Origin of the sequence: Pseudonocardia sp. N23 (assembly GCF_002583555.1) — a bacterium.
In the GTDB taxonomy this organism is placed as follows: domain Bacteria; phylum Actinomycetota; class Actinomycetes; order Mycobacteriales; family Pseudonocardiaceae; genus Pseudonocardia.
On record NZ_BEGX01000077.1, the window covers coordinates 42,790 to 59,719 of the forward strand.

Sequence of the window (16,930 nt, forward strand, 5' to 3'; positions counted from 1 at the left end):
GCACCGACATCCCGGGGGGATGACCTGGTCACATCCCGCGCAGGCGCTCGGGCTGGTCCTGCGGGGCCGCACCGTCCGCACGGCCGCCCCGGTGGCGGCGGTCGTCGGGACGATCCTGTCGGCGGTGAACCAGGGCGACGTGCTGCTCGGCGGTGCGGCCGGGACCGGGACGTGGGTCCGGGTCGCGGTCAACTTCCTGGTGCCGTTCTGCGTGGCGAGCATCGGGTTCCTCTCCGCCTGCCGGGTCCGACCCGATGACGGTCCCCCACGATGACGATGCCGGGTGGAATCGGTCGTCACCCGGCCCGGGTTCCCTGGCCGGTTGCATTCGATCGACCGGCGGCGAGCCGGACCGGAGGAACAGATGGACACGACGTCGGTACCCAGGGTCGAAGTGCTGTGGCGGCCCGGGTGCCCGTTCTGCTCAAGATTGCGTCGGGGCCTGGACCGGGCAGGCGTCGCGACCGTCGAGCACGACATCTGGGCGGACCCGTCCGCCGCGGCCCGGGTCCGCGAGGCCACCGGAGGGGACGAGACGGTGCCGACGGTGGTGATCGGCGGGCGGGCACTGGTGAACCCGTCGGTCGCGCAGGTGCACGCCGCGGTGCGGGAGGAGTTCCCCGACGATCCCGCGCCGACTGCGGCGCGAGCCGCCTCGTCGGGCTGGACCGGGGCCGGGTGGACCGCGGTGGTCCTGCTGGCCTGGGTCCTACTCGCCCTGTGGCGGCCCACGACAACCTGGCACCTCGCGCCGGCCCTGCTCGCGGCGGCGTGGCCCTGGGTGGCGGGGCAGGACGTCCGTTCCGGTGACCGCCGCGGCGCCGTCCGCATCGGGTGGGCGGGGCTGGCAGGCTTCGCGGTAACCGGGATCGCGGCGCTCGGGCTGGCGCGCGCGGATCTGCTGCGCGGGCCGACGTACTGGGGTTTTCCGGACGTGGTGACCGAGGCGGTGGTGCTCGGCGGCGGGGCCGCGCTGCTGGCCGTGCTGATCGGGCTGTACCGGGCGTTGCGGACCACCGCGGCACGGTCGGCCTGGGTCGGCGAGGAGCGGATCGCGGTGTCCGACGACGTGGTGATGGTCGAGGGCAACGCCTACTTCCCGGCCTCGGCGGTCCGGCCGGGGGTGCTGACCCCGAGCGCCACGACGTCGGTGTGCCCGTGGAAAGGGCGTGCCCGGTATTTCACGGTGACCGTCGACGGTGTCGAGCTGCCCGACGGGGCGTGGACCTACCCGCGACCGCTGCCCCTGGCCCGGCGGGTGAAGGGCCGGATCGCGTTCTGGGGTGGGGTGGCGGTCCGGCAGGAGTGACCCCGCGCCGGCTCGGGTCGGAGCCGGCGCGGGCTCCCGCCGGTCAGGACACCCCGCGCTCGGCCTCCAGCAGCCGCAGCCACACCTCGCTCAGGGTCGGGAAAGCGGGTACGGCGTGCCACAGCGTGTCCAGCGGCACCTGCCCGACGATGGCGATGGTGGCCGCGTGCAGCAGCTCACCGACGCCTGGGCCGACGAAGGTGGCGCCGACGACCACCCGGCGGGTGGTGTCGATGACCAGCTGCGCGGTGCCGTGCACGCCCTTGCCCGCCAGCGCGCCGGCCGCGGTGGAGCCGAGGTCGTAGCGCACGGTGCGGATGTCGAGGCCGGCGTCGCGGGCCTGCTGCTCGGTGCGGCCGACGGCGGCGACCTGCGGGTCGGTGAAGCTCACCCGGGGCACGGCGACATGGTCGGCCCAGGCGGCCCGGTCGTGCCCGGCGATGATGTCGCCGACCAGGCGGGCCTGGTACTTGCCCTGGTGGGTGAGCAGCGCGCGCCCGTTGACGTCGCCCGCGGCGTAGAGCCAGCCGCCGTCGACGCCGCGCACGCGGAGCTGGTCGTCGGTGTCGAGGTAGCCGCCCGCGGTCAACCCGACGGTCTCCAGGCCGATGTCGTCGGTGTTGGCCCTACGGCCCGCGGCGACGAGCAGCTCGTCGGCGGTGAGCTCGGTGCCGTCATCGAGGACCAGGGTGACCGGGCCGTCCGGGGCAGGGCGGGCGGCGCGTTGCGCCCGGGCCCCGGTTCGCACGATGATCCCCTGCGCGGTGAGCGCGTCGGCCAGCTCGGCGCCGACGAACGGCTCCTCCTGGGACAGCAGCCGGTCGGCCTGCTCGACGATCGTGACCTCCTCGGCGCCCAGCCACCGGTAGGCCTGCGCCATCTCGGTGCCGACCACGCCACCGCCGAGCACGAGCAGCCGGCGCGGGATCTGCTTGGCCGCGGTCACGTCGCGGTTGTCCCACACCGCGATGTCACGCAGCCCGTCGACCGGGGGGATCGCGGCGGCGGTGCCGGTCGCGACGACGACGGCCTTGCGAGCGGTGAGCGCGGTCGTGGTCCCGTCCGCAGCGGTGACCTCGACGGCCCGCTCGCCGGTGAGCCGGCCGCGCCCGCGGACGATGTCGACGTCGATGTTCGCGAGCCAGTCGGCCTGCGGACCGTCGTCCCAGCCGCTGCTGAACGCGTCCCGGGTGGACAGCGCCTTCGCCACGTCGACTCCGCCGGTGACCGCGTTCGCGGCGGCTGGTACCCGCCGGGCGGCAGCGAGCGCCTCGCCGGGGCGCAGCAGCGCCTTGCTGGGCATGCACGCCCAGTAGGAGCACTCGCCACCGATCAGCTCGCTCTCCACCACCGCCGCGGTCAACCCGTTGTGCCGGGCGTACCAGGCCGCATTCTCCCCGGTCGACCCGCCACCGATCACGATGACGTCGTACTCCTGCCGGTCCATCTTCTGTCCCATCGCTGTAGTTCCCGCCGCTCGTCGTTCCGCGGTTTGCCTATGGAGAACCCACCCCACCCCGTGACGAGGCACCTTCTGTCAGTGCGCTGACACCTTCCGCGTTCGGTCGGCGTCCCGTCGTCGAGCACCCGAGCGCGAGCCCGCGGGGCCGGCCCGGTCCCCCGGACCGGACCGGGACTGCCGGCGCGGTGGCCGGGGACAGTGCGGTGGGGCTCACCGTTCCCGGCCGGTGTGCACCCGGGGTGACTCATCGGCCGCGGGCGCAGCGGGAGGGGTCGGCGGGAAGCGGAGTGCACCGCGGGCCGCACCGCCGGCGGTGGCGCGGCGGCGCGATTGCCAGCCGACCACGCCAAGCGCGAGCAGCACGGCAGCGCCGATCAGCCATGGGTTGATCAGCCACACCCCGAGCCCGCCGAGGACACCGGCGGCGAGCAGGGCTGGCCCGGCGCAACACAGCACCGCCAGTCCGGCGATCGCGGCGATACCGACCGAGTCGCGCATCGAGTGGTCAGTGGGGTCACCAGACATGGCGGGAGAGGGCCCTTCCCTTCTCAGGTGCGGGGGGCGATGCGCTCGCAGGCGGCCAGCGCGGCGCAGTTGTCCGCGGCCAGCGACCGGGCCAGCACGATCAGGTCGGCCACCCGCGGGTCGACCACCCGGTAGTGGGCGAACCGCCCCTCGCGGCGGGCGGCGACGTAGCCGCAGTCGGCCAGACACGCCAGGTGCACCGACACCCGCCCCTGGGACAGCCCGACGTGGGCGATGCACTCGCTGACGGTGTGCTCGCCGGCGAGCAGGAACTCCAGCAGCCGCAGCCGGGTCGGGTCCCCCAGCGCACGGAAGAACTTTGCGACCATCCCCACCTGTTCGCCGCCCCCGCCGAGCAACGGCGACGTGGCAGCTGTCGCCGAGCCTGGCCGGGCGGTCGTGCCCGAGCTACCGGACATGCCTCGGTCCTCCCGTAGATGCATCCGCTTTGACGAATATCAGACGCTAACATACATTCGGGTAAGCGCATGGAACGGTGCCGTGTTCGCCCCATCCGCCGAACCCGACCGGGCACCACGCACCGGCTCGGCACACCGCATGGACTGCCGGAGGTCCCACATGATCGACACCTCATTGCTCGACCTGGCCGTGATCGGGTCCGGTGGGGCCGCGATGGCCGCGGCGATCACCGCCCGGAAGGCCGGCAAGTCCGTGGTGCTCGTCGAGCAGGGCATGCTGGGCGGGACGTGCGTGAACGTCGGGTGTGTGCCGTCGAAGACGCTGCTGGCCGCGGCCGGGGCCCGGCACGGAGCGCTGGTCAACCCGTTCCCCGGCACGCCGACCTCGGCCGGTGAGGTGGACTTCGCGGCGCTGGTCGGGCAGAAGGACGAGCTGGTCGGGCGGCTGCGCCAGGCCAAGTACGCCGACGTGGCCGACGCGTACGGGTTCGAGGTCCGGCCCGGTCGCGCGCGTTTCCTCGACGCCGACACCCTCGCGGTCGACGGGACACCGCTGTCGGCGCGGGCGTATCTGGTCGCGACCGGCGCCGAGCCGGCGCCTCCGGACCTGCCCGGCCTCGACGAGGTCGACTGGTTGACCTCGACCACAGCGATGGAGCAGACCGGGTTGCCCGAGTCGCTGGTGGTGATCGGCGGCGGCTACGTGGGGATGGAGCAGGCGCAGCTGTTCGCCCACCTCGGCGCCCGCGTCACCCTGATCGGGCGGCTCGCCCCGGCTGCGGAGCCCGAGGTCGCCGATGCGCTGCGCGGCGTGTTCGCCGACGACGGGATCACCGTGATCGAGGACCGCGCCGTCGCGGTCGAGACCATGAACGGCCAGGTCGACGTCCTCACCCGCGGCGGGCGACGGGCGCGCGGGGCCCGGTTGCTGGTGGCGACCGGGCGCGCCCCGCGCACCGCCGCGCTGGACCTGGACGCGGGCGGGGTGAAGACCGACGACCGCGGCTTCGTCGTGGTCGACGCCCAACAGGCCACCTCCAACCCACGGATCTACGCCGCCGGTGACGTGTCCGGGGCCCCGCAGTACGTCTACGTCGCTGCCGCGACCGGGCGGGTGGCCGCGCTCAACGCCACCGGCGCGGCCGGGTCGCGCCCGGCCACGGTCGATTTCACCGGGATGCCGGGGGTGGTGTTCACCCGACCGCAGCTCGGCTCGGTCGGGCTGACCGAGGCCCAGGCGTTGGTCGCCGGGCATCGCTGCGAGTGCCGGGTGCTGGGCCTGGCCGATGTGCCTCGCGCGCTGGCCAACCGCGACACCCGCGGTGTGGTGAAGCTGGTCGCCGACGCCGACACCGGCAGGTTGCTCGGGGTGCACGCCGCCGCCGACAGCGCCGGGGAGTTCATGCTCGCCGCCACCTATGCGATCAAGGCTCGCATGACCGTCGACGAGATCGCGAACACCTGGGCGCCGTATCTGACCATGGCCGAGAGCCTGCGCATCGCGGCCGGGTTGTTCCGCAACGAGATGCCGACCTCCTGCTGCGCCTGACCCCGCCGCTCACTCTCCCCGATCCTCAGAAGGGACGTTCGTGTGATGAGTATCGACGCCGATCACCTCGCGACCAGGCTCGGCGAGACCGTCAGGTCCACCACTGGGGCGGACGTGATGGGCCAGCTGTGGCCGGTGCTGCTGCGCGAGCTCGCCGCAGGCCACCCGGTCACCGTCGAGGGCCTCGGCCGGGTGAGCGGTCGCGGCGTCGTCGAGGTGCGCGACGGGCTGGGCGGGCTATCAGACACCGAGTACGACGAGACCGGCGCGGTGCTCGGGCACAGGATCACGCTGCGCGAGACCCCACACCGGTTCACCGTGGACGGCCAGGCGCTCTACACGTGGTGCGCGCTGGACACCCTGATCTTCCCCACCGAAACATCCCGTCTCACATCCAGGAAGGTCCCACCATGACACCGGTTCTCTACCCGGCGCTGCGCCGGCTGCTCGACGACGGCGCCCAGCTAATCGAGGTCCTACCCGTGGGCGAGTACACCGAGATGCACCTGCCCGGCGCGGTCAACATCCCGCTCAAGACCCTCGACGCCACCACCACCGCCGGTCTGCACCTCGCGCGGCCGGTGATCGTGTACTGCTGGGACGGCCTTTGAGACATGAGCCCACGAGCCGCGTGCCGGCTCGCCACGCTCGGATTCACCCAGGTCTACGACTACGTGCCGGGCAAGGTCGACTGGCTCGCCCGCAACCAGCCGGTCGAGGGAACCGCCGCCGACACCCCGACGATCGGGCGCCACCTGCGCCAGGAGGTGACCACCGCCCGGCCGGACGAGATCATCTCGCAGGTCCGTGCCCGCGTCGCCCGATCCGCACACCGCTTCGCGCTGGTCACCACAGCCGACGACATCCTGCTCGGGCGGCTGCGCGCCGCCGCCCTCGACGACACCGATCCCACCCAGGCGGTCGGTGAGGTGATGGAGGCCGGGCCGTCCACGCTGCGACCACACGAACCCGCCGCCGCGATCAAGGACCGGCTCATCAACAAGGGGTTGACCTACGCGATCGTCGCCGACCCGGACGGGCGCCTGCTGGGCACGGTCCATCCCTCCGACCTGTGATCGAACCTGCACCCGGATGGCGTCGAGACGGAACCGGGCGCGACGGGACCCGGCGACACAGAACTCGGGCTGAGTCGAGCCCCGGACCGCTCCGCGGTTGGTCGTGGGCGGCGGCGACATGACCGGTGGCTCGCCGGCCCGGGTCGGGCTGCGCGCGGTGTTCGCCCGGCCGGGCTACCGGCGACTCTGGTCGGCCCGCACGGCCTCGCAGGCGGGGGACGTGTTCGCGTCGGTGGCGCTGATGTTGCTGGTGTTCGACCTGACCGGATCGGCGTTGGGGGTCAGCGCGGTCGTGTTCGCCGAGATCGTGCCGGTGCTGCTGCTCGCCCCGCTGGCCGGCACGCTGGTCGACCGGCTCCCGCGGGTCGCGGTGATGGTCGCCGCGGACCTGTGGCGCGGCGTGCTGGCCGCGGCGCTGATCGTCGTCGGGGACAACGTGGTCGCCGTGTACGTGATCGCGTTCGGGCTCTCGGTCGGTGCGGTGCTGTTCAACCCGGCCGCGAACAGCGCACTGCCGACCCTGGTCCGCGACCACGAGCTGGTGGCCGCGAACAGTGGGATCTGGACCGCCGCGGTGCTGTCGCAGATCGCGCTCGCCCCGGCCGCGGGGGTCCTCTACGCCGCGTTCGGCGCCGGGCCGGCGTTCGGGATCAACGCCGCCAGCTTCGTCGTCAGCGCCGTCCTGCTCATCGGGCTGCGCCTGCCCGCACCACCACCCTCGACCGAGCGGCGCGGGTTCTTCGCCGCCGCCGTCGCCGGGCTGCGGGTCCTCACCGGCGACCGGCTGCTGCGGGTGCTGGCGGCCGGGCAGCTGCTCGCGGCGCTGTCCGCCGGCGCGACCAGCGCGCTGCTGGTGGTGCTCGCCCGCGACCACCTCGCCGTCGCCCCCTCGGGGTACGGGCTGCTGCTCGGCGCCATCGGTGTCGGCGCGGCGCTCGGACCGTTCCTACTGACCCGGCTGGTCGACGATCCCCGCCGCCCGGTGTTCGTGTTCGGCCCCTACGTCCTGCGCGGCGTGGTCGACGTCGTCCTGGCCGTCTTCACCGCGCTGCCCCTAGCGCTGGTCGCGCTCGCCGCCTACGGGCTGGGCACCTCGACCGGCGCGGTCACCTTCAACTCCCTGCTCCAGTCCCACACCCCCGACGCCCTCCGCGGACGGATCTTCGCCGGCTTCGACATGCTCTGGCAGCTCGGACGGCTGGTCTCGCTGCTCGTCGGCGGACTGCTCGCCGCCGCCATCGGCATCCAGGCCGTCTACGCCCTCGGCGGCGCCCTGCTGCTGCTCGCCGCCGCCATCGGATGGGCCGGGGTCCGCCCGGCCGCGGCGCGACCACATCTCACTGATCCTGCAGAGGGGGAAGACGAGACCGGCAGTGCGTGACAAATCGAAGCTGGGTATCGGAGAACGGCGCATCTCCGGTTGTCGGTCGTGCTCGACGGCTGTCGGAGCCGATCACACCGCGTCGGTCTCGACGACGATCTCGGAGTGCAGGGTGCGGTGCACCGGGCAGCGGTCGGCGATCGTCAGCAGCGCCGCGCGCTGGGTGTCGTCGAGGTCTCCGTCGAGGTGGATCTCGCGGACGATCCGGTCGAGCCGGCCGGTGTCGGTCTCGCAGGTGACGCAGTCCGCGGCGTGCAGCTTGTCGTGGGTGAGGGTCACGGTGCTGCGCCGCAGGTCCCACCCCTTGCGTTCGGCGTACATCCGCATGGTCATGGTCGTGCAGGCGCCGAGGGCGGAGAGCAGCAGCTGGTAGGGGTCGGGGGCGCTGCCGAGACCACCGGCGGACGGCGGTTCGTCGGCCGACCACTCGTGCTGCGCGGTGCGGATGCGCTGGGTGAACCGGCCGGCTCCGTTCTCGCTCACCTCGACGGTGCCCGGCTCCGGGGCCGTCGGGTCGGGCTGCGTCTGGTCGAGTTGGGCCTGGTCGAGGTAGGGCGCGGCCCAGGCGGCGATGAGTGCGGCGACCCGGTCGGCGTCGGTGGCCCGGGTGAGCAGGTGGTTGGCGCCGTCGAGGGCGACGAACGATGCCGTCGGCCCGGCGGCGTCGAGGATCGCCCGGGCGTTGCCGACGTCGATGATGTCGTCGTCGGGGGCGTGCAGCACCAGCAGCGGGCGGTCGAGCGCGGCGAGGCGGCTGTGTTGGGGCTGGTCGGCGATGTCGTCGAGGAAGGCGCGCCGGACCTGGAACGGACGTCCGCCGATGTGCACCACGGCGGTCCCGCCGACTTCGATCTCCGGACGGGCCCCATCGAACGGGTGTGGGTCGAACAGGTGCGTCACGTGGTCGGGGGAGAACGGGGCGCCGATCGTCGCCACGGCCCGCACCTCCGGGATCCGGGCGGCCGCGGCGATGACGGCGGCGCCGCCCAGCGAGTGCCCGACAAGCAGGGTCGGTGCGCCGATCTCGGCCCGCAGCCAGTCAGCGGCTCGTACGAGGTCCTCGACGTTCATCGAGAACGTCGAGTCGCCGAACTCCCCACCGGACTCGCCCAGCCCGGTGAAGTCCAGGCGGAGCACCCCGATGCCGCGGGCGGTGAGGCCGCGGGCGGTCCGCGTCGTGGCCCGGTGGTCCTTGCTGCAGGTGAAGCAGTGCGCCAGCAGGGCGAGCCCCAGCGGTGGTCGCGCCGGCAGGTCGAGGTGGGCGGCGAGCGGGGCTCCGGCGCCGCCGATGGTGTGTCGGACACGTGTCACGTGATCGGAACCCGGTAGCCCTCGTGGCCATTCCGACACCGGGCCCCGGCCGTCCGTGCGGACGACCGGGGCCGCGCTGATGGTCGGGCTCAGGCGGCCGGGGCCTGGGGGACGTCGAGTTCGGTGCCGACGTAGTGGTTGAAGTAGTTGGTGTAGAGGTTGGCGCCGATGTGGGCGAACGCCTCGGTGAGCTCCTCGTCGCTCCAGCCTGCGGCCTGGGCCTGCTTCCAGGTGCCGTCCTGCACGGCGCCCACGTCGAGGGTGGCCTCGCGGACGACGGCGAGCAGTGTGTCGAGCCGGTCGTCACCGGTCGGGCGTCCGGCCCGGGCCGCCAGCATGGTGTCGTCCTCGAGGCCCGCGGCCTTGCCGCCGAGGGTGTGCGCGGACTGGCAGTAGTCGCAGTTGTCGGCTGCGCCGACGGCGAGGGCGATGGCCTCGCGGGTCTTGGCGTCGAAGGTGCCGTGGGTGGCGATGGCCTCCTGCATGGCGGCGTAGGTGGCGAGGACGACGGGGGAGTGCGCCATCAGGCCGTGGATGTTGAGCAGCTTGCCCATCTTCTTGTTCAGCGTGTCGAGCGTGGGTCGGGTCTGCTCGGGGGCGTCGTCGAGGGTGTGGACGGGAACGCGGGGCATGGTGCCTCCTGATGGTCGGGTGTCGTGCTCGGACTCCCGGGGTAACCGGGCGGGGCCGAGGTTCACACCGGCACTGTCAGCGAGACGACAGGGTCCGGCCGCGAGACGACAGGATCAGGCCGATCGGATCCGCTGCAGGGCCGCGATGTCGATCAGTCGCACCGCGGAGTAGCCGACCTCGACGTGCCCGTGCCGTTCGAAGTCCTTGAGGATCTTGTTGAGTGAGGGTCGGGCGACGCCGAGCATCGCGGCCAGGGTGCGCTGCGGCAGCCGGACGACCCCGCCGCCGTCGGGGTCGCCGTCGGCCTCGTCGAGCAGTAGCCCGGCGAGCTGGGCGGGCAGCGGCCTGCCGAGCAGCGCGATGAGCCGTTCGTGGCTGGCGGCGAGGCGTTGCGCGACGCTGGAGAGCCACCGGCGGGCGATCGCGGGGTGCCGGGCGAGCAGCTCCTCGAAGTCCGCGGGGCGCAGGTGCAGGCAGGTGACGGCGTCGACGGCGCGGGCCGCGTAGGGCAGGGCCAGGCCGAGCAGCAGCGGGATGTCGCCCTCGACGTCGCCGGGACGCAGCACCCCGACGACGACCCGGTTGCGGCCGGAGGCGACGCTGAGCTCGACGTGGCCCGAACGGATGATCCACACCCCGGGGTCGGACCCGGTCGACGCCCCGAACAGCGGCGCCCCGGCGGCCAGGTCGACCGGTTGCAGGGTCGCGGCCAACGCGGCCACGTCGGCCGGGGCGAGCGGCGCGTTGGTGCCGCGCCCGACGCAGCGCGCGACCCACGCGGCGTCGCGGACGGTGGCGTCGGCGGTGACCGATCCGGCGCGGGCGGTCCGCAGTGCTTCCGACCACCGGCTGAGCTCCACCCACCGATGGTGTCACCTCGCTGACAGTCCCCGGTTGGGGGATGGCAGCGGCGGGTTCCCTGCTCGGGTCAGCGGAGCCCGTGGTCGGGGTGGATCCTCGGTCCGCCCGACTTCCCCTGCAGAAGGAGCCCCCCATGGTCCACCGCCCGCACACCGTCGCCTTCGACGTCGTGGAGACCCTGATCTCGCTGGAGCCGCTGCGCGCGCGGTTCGTCGAGATCGGGCTGCACGCGTCGACGCTGGAGCGGTGGTTCGACCGGATGCTGCGCGATGGCATGGCCCTGACCCTGGCCGGGGACTACGAGCCGTTCCCCGCGGTCGGCAAGGCCGCGCTGCGGGTGATCGGCGGTGGGCGGCTGAGCGATGAGGACGTGGCCCACGTGATGGACGGGTTCGCGACGCTGCCCGCGCAGCCCGACGCCGAGCAGGCCATGCGGGTGCTCACCGAGGCGGGGATCGGCGTGGTGTGCCTGAGCAACGGCGCCCGGGAGTCCACCGAGGCGTTCCTGGAGCGCAGCGGCCTGGACCGGTTCGTCGACCAGGTGATCAGCGTGGCCGACGTGCGGATGTGGAAGCCGCCGCGCGCGGTCTACGACCACGCGCTGTCCCGGATCGGCCGCCCCGCCGAGGAGGTGGCGTTGGTGGCGGTGCACGCCTTCGACTGCCACGGCGCCCACGCGGCCGGGCTGACCACCGGGTGGGCCGGGCGGCTGGAGCGGCACTACGCGGAGATCTTCACCCGGGCCGATGTGCTCGGTGACGACCTGGTGGACGTGGCCAAGGCTCTGACGGCTCTGTCCGCTCGCTGAACGAGACGCAACACCCGACAAAGAAGGAGCAGTATCTGATGGCAACCCTGCGTACCCACCTGACGATCGACCGTCCGGCCGACGAGGTGTGGTCGGTGGTGAGCGATGCCGGCAACATCTCGGCGTGGTTCCCGATGGTGAAGACCTCGGAGGCAGGTGGCGGCGAGCGGCACTGCATGCTCGACGGCGACGTCCCGCTCGACGAGGAGATCGTCACCAACGACGCCGACCTGCGCCGCTTCCAGTACCGGATCGTCGGCGGCGGGGTCCCGGTGGAGTCGCACCTCGGCACGGTCGACGTGCTCGAGCAGGGCGGCGTCAGCCTGGTCGTCTACAGCACCGAGGTCACTCCCGACGAGGTCGCGGGCACCCTCGGTCCGGCGATCGAGGACGGCCTTCAGGGGCTGAAGTCCTACTGCGAGTCGCGCGGCTGACAGTTCGTGGAAGATCCGTGACCCGGCCCGGGTTCCCTGCGCGACCACCACCGTCGGCGCAGGGAAGGGATCACGACGTGCTCGATCGGCTACGCGAGTGGGAGCGGCGGACCCGGCCCGCCGACCCCGCGTTCGCCGCGGCGCTGGCGCACCGCTGGGCGGAGCTGCCCGACGTGGTGAAGACCCCGGGGCAGGTCCTGGGCCGGTTCGGGGTGGGGTGCGAGGGCACGCACGGCGTGTTCCCGGCCTGTGACCTGGCCTGCACGCCCTGCTACCACTCCCGGGACGCCAAGCGGGTCCGCGTCGACGGCGCGCACACCCGCGAGCAGGTCGAGCGGCAGATGGCGACGCTGCTGCGGCTGCGTGGGCCGCGGGCGCACGCGCAGCTGATCGGCGGCGAGGTGACGCTGCTGCCGCCCGATGACCACGCCGAGTCTCTGCTGATCATGCGGCGGCACGGGCGGGAGCCGATGAGCATGACCCACGGGGACGTCGACGACGACTACCTCGACCGGCTGGTGTTGGGCCCGGACGGGCGCAGGCGGCTGGACCGGGTGTCGTTCGCGGGGCACTTCGACTCGTTGATGTTCGGCCGCCGCGGCATCCCGCGCCCGCCCGACGAGACGTCGCTGCACCCGTACCGGCGCCAGTTCGTCGCGCGGTTCGCCCGGCTGCGCCGTGTGCACGGGGTGCGGTCGTTCCTGGCGCACAACATGACGGTCACCCCGGCCAATGTGGGGCAGGTGGCCGACGTCGTCCGGGAGGTAGGGGCGATGGGGTTCGGCATGCTGTCGTTCCAGCCCGCCGCCTTCGTCGGCGACGACCGGCGCTGGCGCGAGGAGTACCGCGGCGGGGACGTGAGCGCCGACGCGGTGTGGGCGCAGATCGAGCGCGGGGCCGGCACCCGGCTCGATCACCGGGTGTTCGAGAACGGCGACGTGCGCTGCAACCGGACCGCGTACGGCTTCTCCGTCGGGCCGCGCTGGTACCCGGTGCTCGACGGCGCCGATCCCCGCGACCTGCGCGTCCGGGACGAGGTCTTCCGCCGGCTCTCTGGGATCGGGTTCGCCGCCACACCCCGGCCGCTGCTGGCGGTGAAGCTGGCGCGGCTGGTGGCGCGGCACCCGCGCATCCTGGCCGTGGCGCTCGGCTGGGCGGTGCGCACGGTGCGCAGGGTCGGGCTACGGCCGCTGCTGCGCCACGGCGCCCGCCCGGTGACGTTCGTGATGCACCGGTTCATGGACGCCGTCGACGTCGCACCCGCCTGGGAGCTCACGCAGCAGGGCATCGTGAGCGACGACCCTCGGCTGCGGGAGACCCAGGAACGGCTGGCCGCGTGCCACTACGCGATGGCCCACCCCGAGACCGGGACGCTCGTCCCGGCCTGCGTACAGCACAGCGTGCTGGATCCGAAGGAGAACGCCGTGTTGACCGTCCTGCTCCCGATGCCCACCGCCCGCCGCCGGGACCCCCGATGACCGCGCCCGACCTCCCGCGGCCACGCGACGGGGCGGCCTGGGACCTGCTCGTCGTCGGCGGCGGCACGGCGGGCCTGGTCGGGGCGCGCACGGCCGCGTCGTTCGGGGCGTCGGTGCTGATGGTGGAGCGCGAGCGCCCCGGCGGCGACTGCCTCTGGACGGGCTGCGTCCCGAGCAAGGCGCTGCTCGCCGCGGCGTCGGCGGCGGCGGACGCCCGCGGCGCCGCCCGGCTCGGGGTGCACGTCGACGGGGTCCGGGTCGCGTTCGACGAGGTCATGGCGCATGTGCGGGCCGCGATCGCGACGATCGAGCCGGTGGACTCCGCGGACGCGATGCGCGCCGCCGGGGTGGCCTACGCGGCGGGGACCGCGACGTTCACCGGGACCGCGACGGCCACCGTGGACGGGGCCCCGGTGCGGTTCCGGCAGGCGCTGGTCGCCACCGGATCAGACCCGGCCGTCCCGCCGATTCCTGGGCTCGCCGAGGGCGACCCGCTGACCAGCGACTCGGTATGGGACCTGACCGAGCGGCCCGACCGCCTCGTCGTGCTCGGCGGCGGCACGATCGGCTGCGAGCTGGGACAGGCCTTCGCCCGCCTCGGCAGCACCGTCACGATCGTCGAGGCCGCCGAGCGGATCCTGGGCAACGAGGACCCCGACGCCGCCCGGCTGGTGGCCGACGCGCTGGCCCGCGACGGCGCGACGGTACTGACCGGGATCCCGGTCACCGCGGTGGACGGGGCCGAGGTGGTGCTCGGCGACGGGCGCCGGATCCCCGCGGACCGGGTGCTCGTCGCCGTGGGCCGCCGCCCCGACACCGGCGGCCTCGGGCTCGCCGCGGCCGGGGTCACCACCGACGACCGGGGGTTCGTCGCCGTCGACGCGCACCTGCGCACCGGCAACCCGCGGATCTGGGCGGCCGGGGACGTCACCGGCCACCCGCAGTTCACCCACGTCGCGGGGGTGCACGGATCGACTGCGGCGTCCAACGCGGTGCTGGGGGTGCGTCGGGCCGCCGAGGTCACCGCGATCCCGCGCGTCACGTTCACCTCCCCGGAGGTCGCGTCGGTCGGGGTGCCCGCGGGGTCGGCCGGCACGACCACCCGCACCCGGTGGCACGACGAGGTCGATCGGGCGATCGTCGAGGGCCGCACCATGGGTTTCACCCGGCTGGTGCTCGACCGGCGCGGCCGCGTCGTCGGGGCGACGGTCGTCGGCCCGCGGGCGGGGGAGACCCTGGCCGAGCTCACCCTGGCCGTCCACCGGGGCCTGCGGGCCCGGGACCTGGCCGGGGTCATGCACCCCTACCCGACCTGGGGCGACGGCCCGTGGAACGCCGCCGTCGCCGAGGTCCGCGAGCAGCTGGCCGGACCGGTGGCGCGGCGCGCCACACACGCGGCCACCGCGCTGCGCCGCCGCTGGCTCGACCGGGGCGCGGGGTCTCACCGCAGCGCGCGGTAGCCCGTCACGATCCGGTGGGTGGCGCTCACGCCCACCACCGCGGCCCACACCACCGCGATCTGCGGCGCCCAGAACGGAAGTAGCAGCCACAGGGTGTGCACCACGATCGTCTCGCCGCCCTCGGCGAGGCCACCGAGGAACGACAGCGACCGGCCGTCGTCGATCGTGGCGCCGGTGCGCTCGGCGATCGAGGAGAACGCCAGGAACGCCGCGCCGTTGACGTAATAGGCGAGCAGCACCAGCAGGAACGGCCACAGCGGGCCGCCGCCGAGCTCGGCGCTGCTGCCCACCGCGACCCCGACGACGGTGGCGCCGTAGACGGTGAAGTCGGCGGTGATGTCGAAGAACCCGCCCGCCCCCGCGTCGCCCTCACCCCGGGGGCTGGCCCCCGCGGCCTGAGCGGTTCGACGACGGCGACGGGCGAGCGGGCCGTCCAGCCCGTCGGCGAGCCGGGAGACCAGCCACAGCAGCACCGCAGCGGTCCACCAGCCCGCCGCGGCGGCCCCGGCGCTGCCCAGGCCGAGCACCAGTCCGGCGGCGGTGATCCGGTCCGGGGTGACGGCGGGGACGTCGAGCGCGGTGGCCGCGCGATCCAGCGGGCGCTCCAGCAGCCGGCGGGCGCGGGCGTCGAACATCAGGCGACCGGCTCGGCGCGGCGGCGGCGGGCGACGACGATCCCGGTCACCGAGAGCGCGACGAGCCCGCCGACGGCGAGCAGGAACGGCAGCGAGCCCGGTTCGGCGCCGAACGCGCCGATCGCGACGTAGGCGGTGGCCCCGGGCAGGATCCCGACCGCGGTGCCCGCGATGTAGTCGCGGGTGCGGACGGCGGTGAGGCCGCAGAGGTAGTTGAGCGCGTTGAACGGCAGCAGCGGCACCAGCCGCACACCGATCACGGCGAGCAGGCCGCGGCGGCGCAGCAGCGCGTCGAGGCGGCGCAGCCGGTCGTTGTCGACCCGCTCCACGGCGCGCCGCCCCAGGCCGCGGGACAGCCCGAACGCCCCGACCGCGCTCAGCAGGGCCCCGGCCATGACCACGGCGAGGCCACCGGCCAGCCCGAACAGCACCCCGGCGGCGATGCTGAGCACAGTGGCCGGGGCGGGGGTGAGGGCCAGCACCGCGTAGAGCCCGGCGAACGCGACCGGGCCGGCCCAGCCCGCCGCGCCCACCCAGGCCCGGATGTCCTCGACCGGGGGGATCCCGACCGAGACGGCCACGGCCACCCCGATCCCGAGCAGAGCCACCAGCACCAGCGGGCGGATCCACCACCGGTCGGTCCGGGCGCCGGCGGGATCGTCGTCGAGAGGGTCGTCGTCCATAACGATCGAAACCCGCACCGCGGGTGGATCTCTTCCCCGATCAGGGAAGCATCTGCCCGCCCGCCGGGTTCCCCTCCCGACCCACACCGGCCAGGCGAGACGGGCCGGGCTCCCCCTGCGCCCCACGGAGGCCCTGACGTGCGCCGACTCGTCGCCCTGCTCTGCGGCGCCACCGCGCTGCTGACCGCCTGCGCCGTACCCGCGCCCGCCGGTCCCGCGGCACCCGACGCCGCGGACTGGCCCGCCGTGCTCGAGCAGGCCCGCAGCACCACCCTGGACTGGTACATGTACACCGGCGACGAGGCGATCAACGCCGTGGTGCGCGACCACGTCGCCCCCCGGCTGGCCGACGAGTTCGGGGTGACGCTCAACGTGGTGTCGGTGGCCGACACCGCCGACGCGGTGAACAAGGTGCTCGCCGAGCGCCAGGCCGGCCGGGCTGGGTCCGGCACGGTCGACGCGATCTGGGTCAACGGGGAGAACTTCGCCACCGGTAAGCAGGCCGACCTGTGGGCCTGCGGGTACCCCGAGCAGCTGCCGAACGCGCAGTACGTCGACCTCACCGCGACCGCGGTGGCCACCGATTTCGGGGTCCCTGTCGACGGCTGCGAGGCGGCGTGGCAGCAGGCCAATTCCGCGCTCGTCTACGACAGCGCCGCGCTGGGTGCGGCCGACGTCGCCTCGCTCACCGCCCTGACCGGCTGGGCGCGGGCCAACCCGGGCCGTTTCACCTACCCGGCCCCGCCGGACTTCACAGGCTCGATGGCCGTGCGGACCTTCCTCTACGACACCGCGGGTGACCCCGCCGCGCTCACCGGCCCGCTCGACCCGGCGCTCGCCGACGAGCTGTGGACCCGCCTCGACGAGCTGGAGCCCGCTCTGTGGCGGGGGGGGGGGGGCCACCCC

20 protein-coding genes are annotated in these 16,930 nt (G+C 74.1%); 12 read left to right on the forward strand and 8 right to left on the reverse strand.

Annotation, left to right across the window (positions count from 1 at the left end; all coding sequences use genetic code 11):
- The first annotated feature begins 19 nt into the window (after positions 1-19).
- Both nrtS and TOK_RS34315 read left to right on the forward strand, forming a co-directional pair.
- Positions 20-274, forward strand: a complete 255-nt coding sequence (nrtS, locus tag TOK_RS21795) for a nitrate/nitrite transporter NrtS (RefSeq protein WP_098959859.1) — start codon at positions 20-22, stop codon at positions 272-274.
- Positions 275-364: 90 nt separating this feature from the next.
- Positions 365-1,309, forward strand: coding sequence for a DUF427 domain-containing protein (locus TOK_RS34315; protein ID WP_256387997.1), 945 nt, complete (start codon positions 365-367; stop codon positions 1,307-1,309).
- A gap of 43 nt (positions 1,310-1,352) precedes the next feature.
- On the opposite strand, the gene TOK_RS21810 is transcribed toward TOK_RS34315, so the two are convergent.
- The 3 genes from TOK_RS21810 to TOK_RS21820 all read right to left on the reverse strand — a co-directional run bounded on the left by TOK_RS21810 (position 1,353) and on the right by TOK_RS21820 (position 3,625).
- Positions 1,353-2,768, reverse strand: coding sequence for an NAD(P)/FAD-dependent oxidoreductase (locus tag TOK_RS21810; protein WP_098959860.1), 1,416 nt, complete (start codon positions 2,766-2,768; stop codon positions 1,353-1,355).
- 213 nt (positions 2,769-2,981) lie between these two features.
- Positions 2,982-3,269 carry a hypothetical protein gene (locus tag TOK_RS21815; RefSeq protein WP_098959861.1) on the reverse strand — a complete coding sequence of 96 codons (288 nt, stop codon included), beginning with the start codon at positions 3,267-3,269 and terminating at the stop codon, positions 2,982-2,984.
- A gap of 50 nt (positions 3,270-3,319) precedes the next feature.
- Positions 3,320-3,625, reverse strand: coding sequence for an ArsR/SmtB family transcription factor (locus TOK_RS21820; protein ID WP_374754924.1), 306 nt, complete (start codon positions 3,623-3,625; stop codon positions 3,320-3,322).
- A 250-nt stretch (positions 3,626-3,875) separates the two neighbouring features.
- Here TOK_RS21820 and merA point away from each other — a divergent pair, with 250 nt between their 5' ends.
- The 5 genes from merA to TOK_RS21845 all read left to right on the forward strand — a co-directional run bounded on the left by merA (position 3,876) and on the right by TOK_RS21845 (position 7,721).
- Positions 3,876-5,264: a mercury(II) reductase gene (gene merA / locus TOK_RS21825; protein ID WP_098959863.1), complete on the forward strand. Its 1,389-nt coding sequence runs from the start codon at positions 3,876-3,878 to the stop codon at positions 5,262-5,264.
- Positions 5,265-5,309: 45 nt separating this feature from the next.
- The gene (merB, locus tag TOK_RS21830; protein ID WP_141566489.1) at positions 5,310-5,678 is read left to right on the forward strand and encodes an organomercurial lyase; all 369 of its coding nucleotides are present in this window, start codon (positions 5,310-5,312) and stop codon (positions 5,676-5,678) included.
- Complete coding sequence (locus tag TOK_RS21835) at positions 5,675-5,875, forward strand: rhodanese-like domain-containing protein (RefSeq protein WP_098959865.1); 201 nt, start codon at positions 5,675-5,677, stop codon at positions 5,873-5,875. Before merB ends, TOK_RS21835 begins: the two co-directional genes overlap by 4 nt.
- Positions 5,876-5,878: 3 nt before the next feature.
- Complete coding sequence (locus TOK_RS21840; RefSeq protein WP_098959866.1) at positions 5,879-6,340, forward strand: CBS domain-containing protein; 462 nt, start codon at positions 5,879-5,881, stop codon at positions 6,338-6,340.
- Positions 6,341-6,458: 118 nt separating this feature from the next.
- On the forward strand, positions 6,459-7,721 hold the full coding sequence (locus TOK_RS21845) for an MFS transporter (protein ID WP_098960041.1): 1,263 nt from the start codon (positions 6,459-6,461) through the stop codon (positions 7,719-7,721).
- Positions 7,722-7,793: 72 nt separating this feature from the next.
- Here TOK_RS21845 and TOK_RS21850 read toward each other — a convergent pair whose 3' ends face one another.
- The 3 genes from TOK_RS21850 to TOK_RS21860 all read right to left on the reverse strand — a co-directional run bounded on the left by TOK_RS21850 (position 7,794) and on the right by TOK_RS21860 (position 10,525).
- Entirely contained in the window at positions 7,794-9,032 is a 1,239-nt protein-coding gene (locus TOK_RS21850; protein ID WP_098959867.1) for a bifunctional alpha/beta hydrolase/OsmC family protein, read from the reverse strand.
- An 89-nt stretch (positions 9,033-9,121) separates the two neighbouring features.
- Complete coding sequence (locus TOK_RS21855) at positions 9,122-9,664, reverse strand: carboxymuconolactone decarboxylase family protein (protein ID WP_098959868.1); 543 nt, start codon at positions 9,662-9,664, stop codon at positions 9,122-9,124.
- 114 nt (positions 9,665-9,778) lie between these two features.
- Positions 9,779-10,525: a Crp/Fnr family transcriptional regulator gene (locus tag TOK_RS21860; protein ID WP_098959869.1), complete on the reverse strand. Its 747-nt coding sequence runs from the start codon at positions 10,523-10,525 to the stop codon at positions 9,779-9,781.
- A 134-nt stretch (positions 10,526-10,659) separates the two neighbouring features.
- Here TOK_RS21860 and TOK_RS21865 point away from each other — a divergent pair, with 134 nt between their 5' ends.
- From TOK_RS21865 to TOK_RS21880, 4 genes are all read left to right on the forward strand, one after another.
- A complete protein-coding gene (locus tag TOK_RS21865) occupies positions 10,660-11,334 on the forward strand; it encodes a haloacid dehalogenase type II (protein ID WP_098959870.1) in 675 nt (224 codons plus the stop codon).
- A 38-nt stretch (positions 11,335-11,372) separates the two neighbouring features.
- On the forward strand, positions 11,373-11,768 hold the full coding sequence (locus TOK_RS21870; protein WP_098959871.1) for an SRPBCC family protein: 396 nt from the start codon (positions 11,373-11,375) through the stop codon (positions 11,766-11,768).
- Between the two features lie 77 nt (positions 11,769-11,845).
- Positions 11,846-13,246: a radical SAM protein gene (locus TOK_RS21875; protein WP_098959872.1), complete on the forward strand. Its 1,401-nt coding sequence runs from the start codon at positions 11,846-11,848 to the stop codon at positions 13,244-13,246.
- Entirely contained in the window at positions 13,243-14,706 is a 1,464-nt protein-coding gene (locus tag TOK_RS21880) for an NAD(P)/FAD-dependent oxidoreductase (protein ID WP_098959873.1), read from the forward strand. The genes TOK_RS21875 and TOK_RS21880 overlap by 4 nt, the downstream gene beginning before the upstream one ends.
- Here TOK_RS21880 and TOK_RS21885 read toward each other — a convergent pair.
- Positions 14,688-15,341 carry a CDP-alcohol phosphatidyltransferase family protein gene (locus TOK_RS21885; protein WP_098959874.1) on the reverse strand — a complete coding sequence of 218 codons (654 nt, stop codon included), beginning with the start codon at positions 15,339-15,341 and terminating at the stop codon, positions 14,688-14,690. The two genes, TOK_RS21880 and TOK_RS21885, sit on opposite strands and share 19 nt — an antisense overlap.
- Positions 15,341-16,024 carry a TVP38/TMEM64 family protein gene (locus TOK_RS21890; protein WP_098959875.1) on the reverse strand — a complete coding sequence of 228 codons (684 nt, stop codon included), beginning with the start codon at positions 16,022-16,024 and terminating at the stop codon, positions 15,341-15,343. Before TOK_RS21890 ends, TOK_RS21885 begins: the two co-directional genes overlap by 1 nt.
- A 138-nt stretch (positions 16,025-16,162) precedes the next feature.
- On the opposite strand from TOK_RS21890, the gene TOK_RS21895 reads away from it, so the two are divergent.
- Positions 16,163-16,930, forward strand: a 768-nt coding sequence (locus tag TOK_RS21895; RefSeq protein ID WP_172457698.1) for an ABC transporter substrate-binding protein, incomplete at its 3' end; no start/stop codon positions are given.

Excerpts from the sequence above, each read along its gene's own strand:
- nrtS (WP_098959859.1), top strand. The coding sequence starts at position 20 with ATGACCTGGTCACATCCCGCGCAGGCGCTCGGGCTGGTCCTGCGGGGC.
- TOK_RS34315 (WP_256387997.1), top strand. The coding sequence starts at position 365 with ATGGACACGACGTCGGTACCCAGGGTCGAAGTGCTGTGGCGGCCCGGG.
- TOK_RS21810 (WP_098959860.1), bottom strand. The coding sequence starts at position 2,768 with ATGGGACAGAAGATGGACCGGCAGGAGTACGACGTCATCGTGATCGGT.
- TOK_RS21815 (WP_098959861.1), bottom strand. The coding sequence starts at position 3,269 with ATGCGCGACTCGGTCGGTATCGCCGCGATCGCCGGACTGGCGGTGCTG.
- TOK_RS21820 (WP_374754924.1), bottom strand. The coding sequence starts at position 3,625 with ATGGTCGCAAAGTTCTTCCGTGCGCTGGGGGACCCGACCCGGCTGCGG.
- merA (WP_098959863.1), top strand. The coding sequence starts at position 3,876 with ATGATCGACACCTCATTGCTCGACCTGGCCGTGATCGGGTCCGGTGGG.
- merB (WP_141566489.1), top strand. The coding sequence starts at position 5,310 with ATGAGTATCGACGCCGATCACCTCGCGACCAGGCTCGGCGAGACCGTC.
- TOK_RS21835 (WP_098959865.1), top strand. The coding sequence starts at position 5,675 with ATGACACCGGTTCTCTACCCGGCGCTGCGCCGGCTGCTCGACGACGGC.
- TOK_RS21840 (WP_098959866.1), top strand. The coding sequence starts at position 5,879 with ATGAGCCCACGAGCCGCGTGCCGGCTCGCCACGCTCGGATTCACCCAG.
- TOK_RS21845 (WP_098960041.1), top strand. The coding sequence starts at position 6,459 with ATGACCGGTGGCTCGCCGGCCCGGGTCGGGCTGCGCGCGGTGTTCGCC.
- TOK_RS21855 (WP_098959868.1), bottom strand. The coding sequence starts at position 9,664 with ATGCCCCGCGTTCCCGTCCACACCCTCGACGACGCCCCCGAGCAGACC.
- TOK_RS21865 (WP_098959870.1), top strand. The coding sequence starts at position 10,660 with ATGGTCCACCGCCCGCACACCGTCGCCTTCGACGTCGTGGAGACCCTG.
- TOK_RS21870 (WP_098959871.1), top strand. The coding sequence starts at position 11,373 with ATGGCAACCCTGCGTACCCACCTGACGATCGACCGTCCGGCCGACGAG.
- TOK_RS21880 (WP_098959873.1), top strand. The coding sequence starts at position 13,243 with ATGACCGCGCCCGACCTCCCGCGGCCACGCGACGGGGCGGCCTGGGAC.
- TOK_RS21885 (WP_098959874.1), bottom strand. The coding sequence starts at position 15,341 with ATGTTCGACGCCCGCGCCCGCCGGCTGCTGGAGCGCCCGCTGGATCGC.
- TOK_RS21890 (WP_098959875.1), bottom strand. The coding sequence starts at position 16,024 with ATGGACGACGACCCTCTCGACGACGATCCCGCCGGCGCCCGGACCGAC.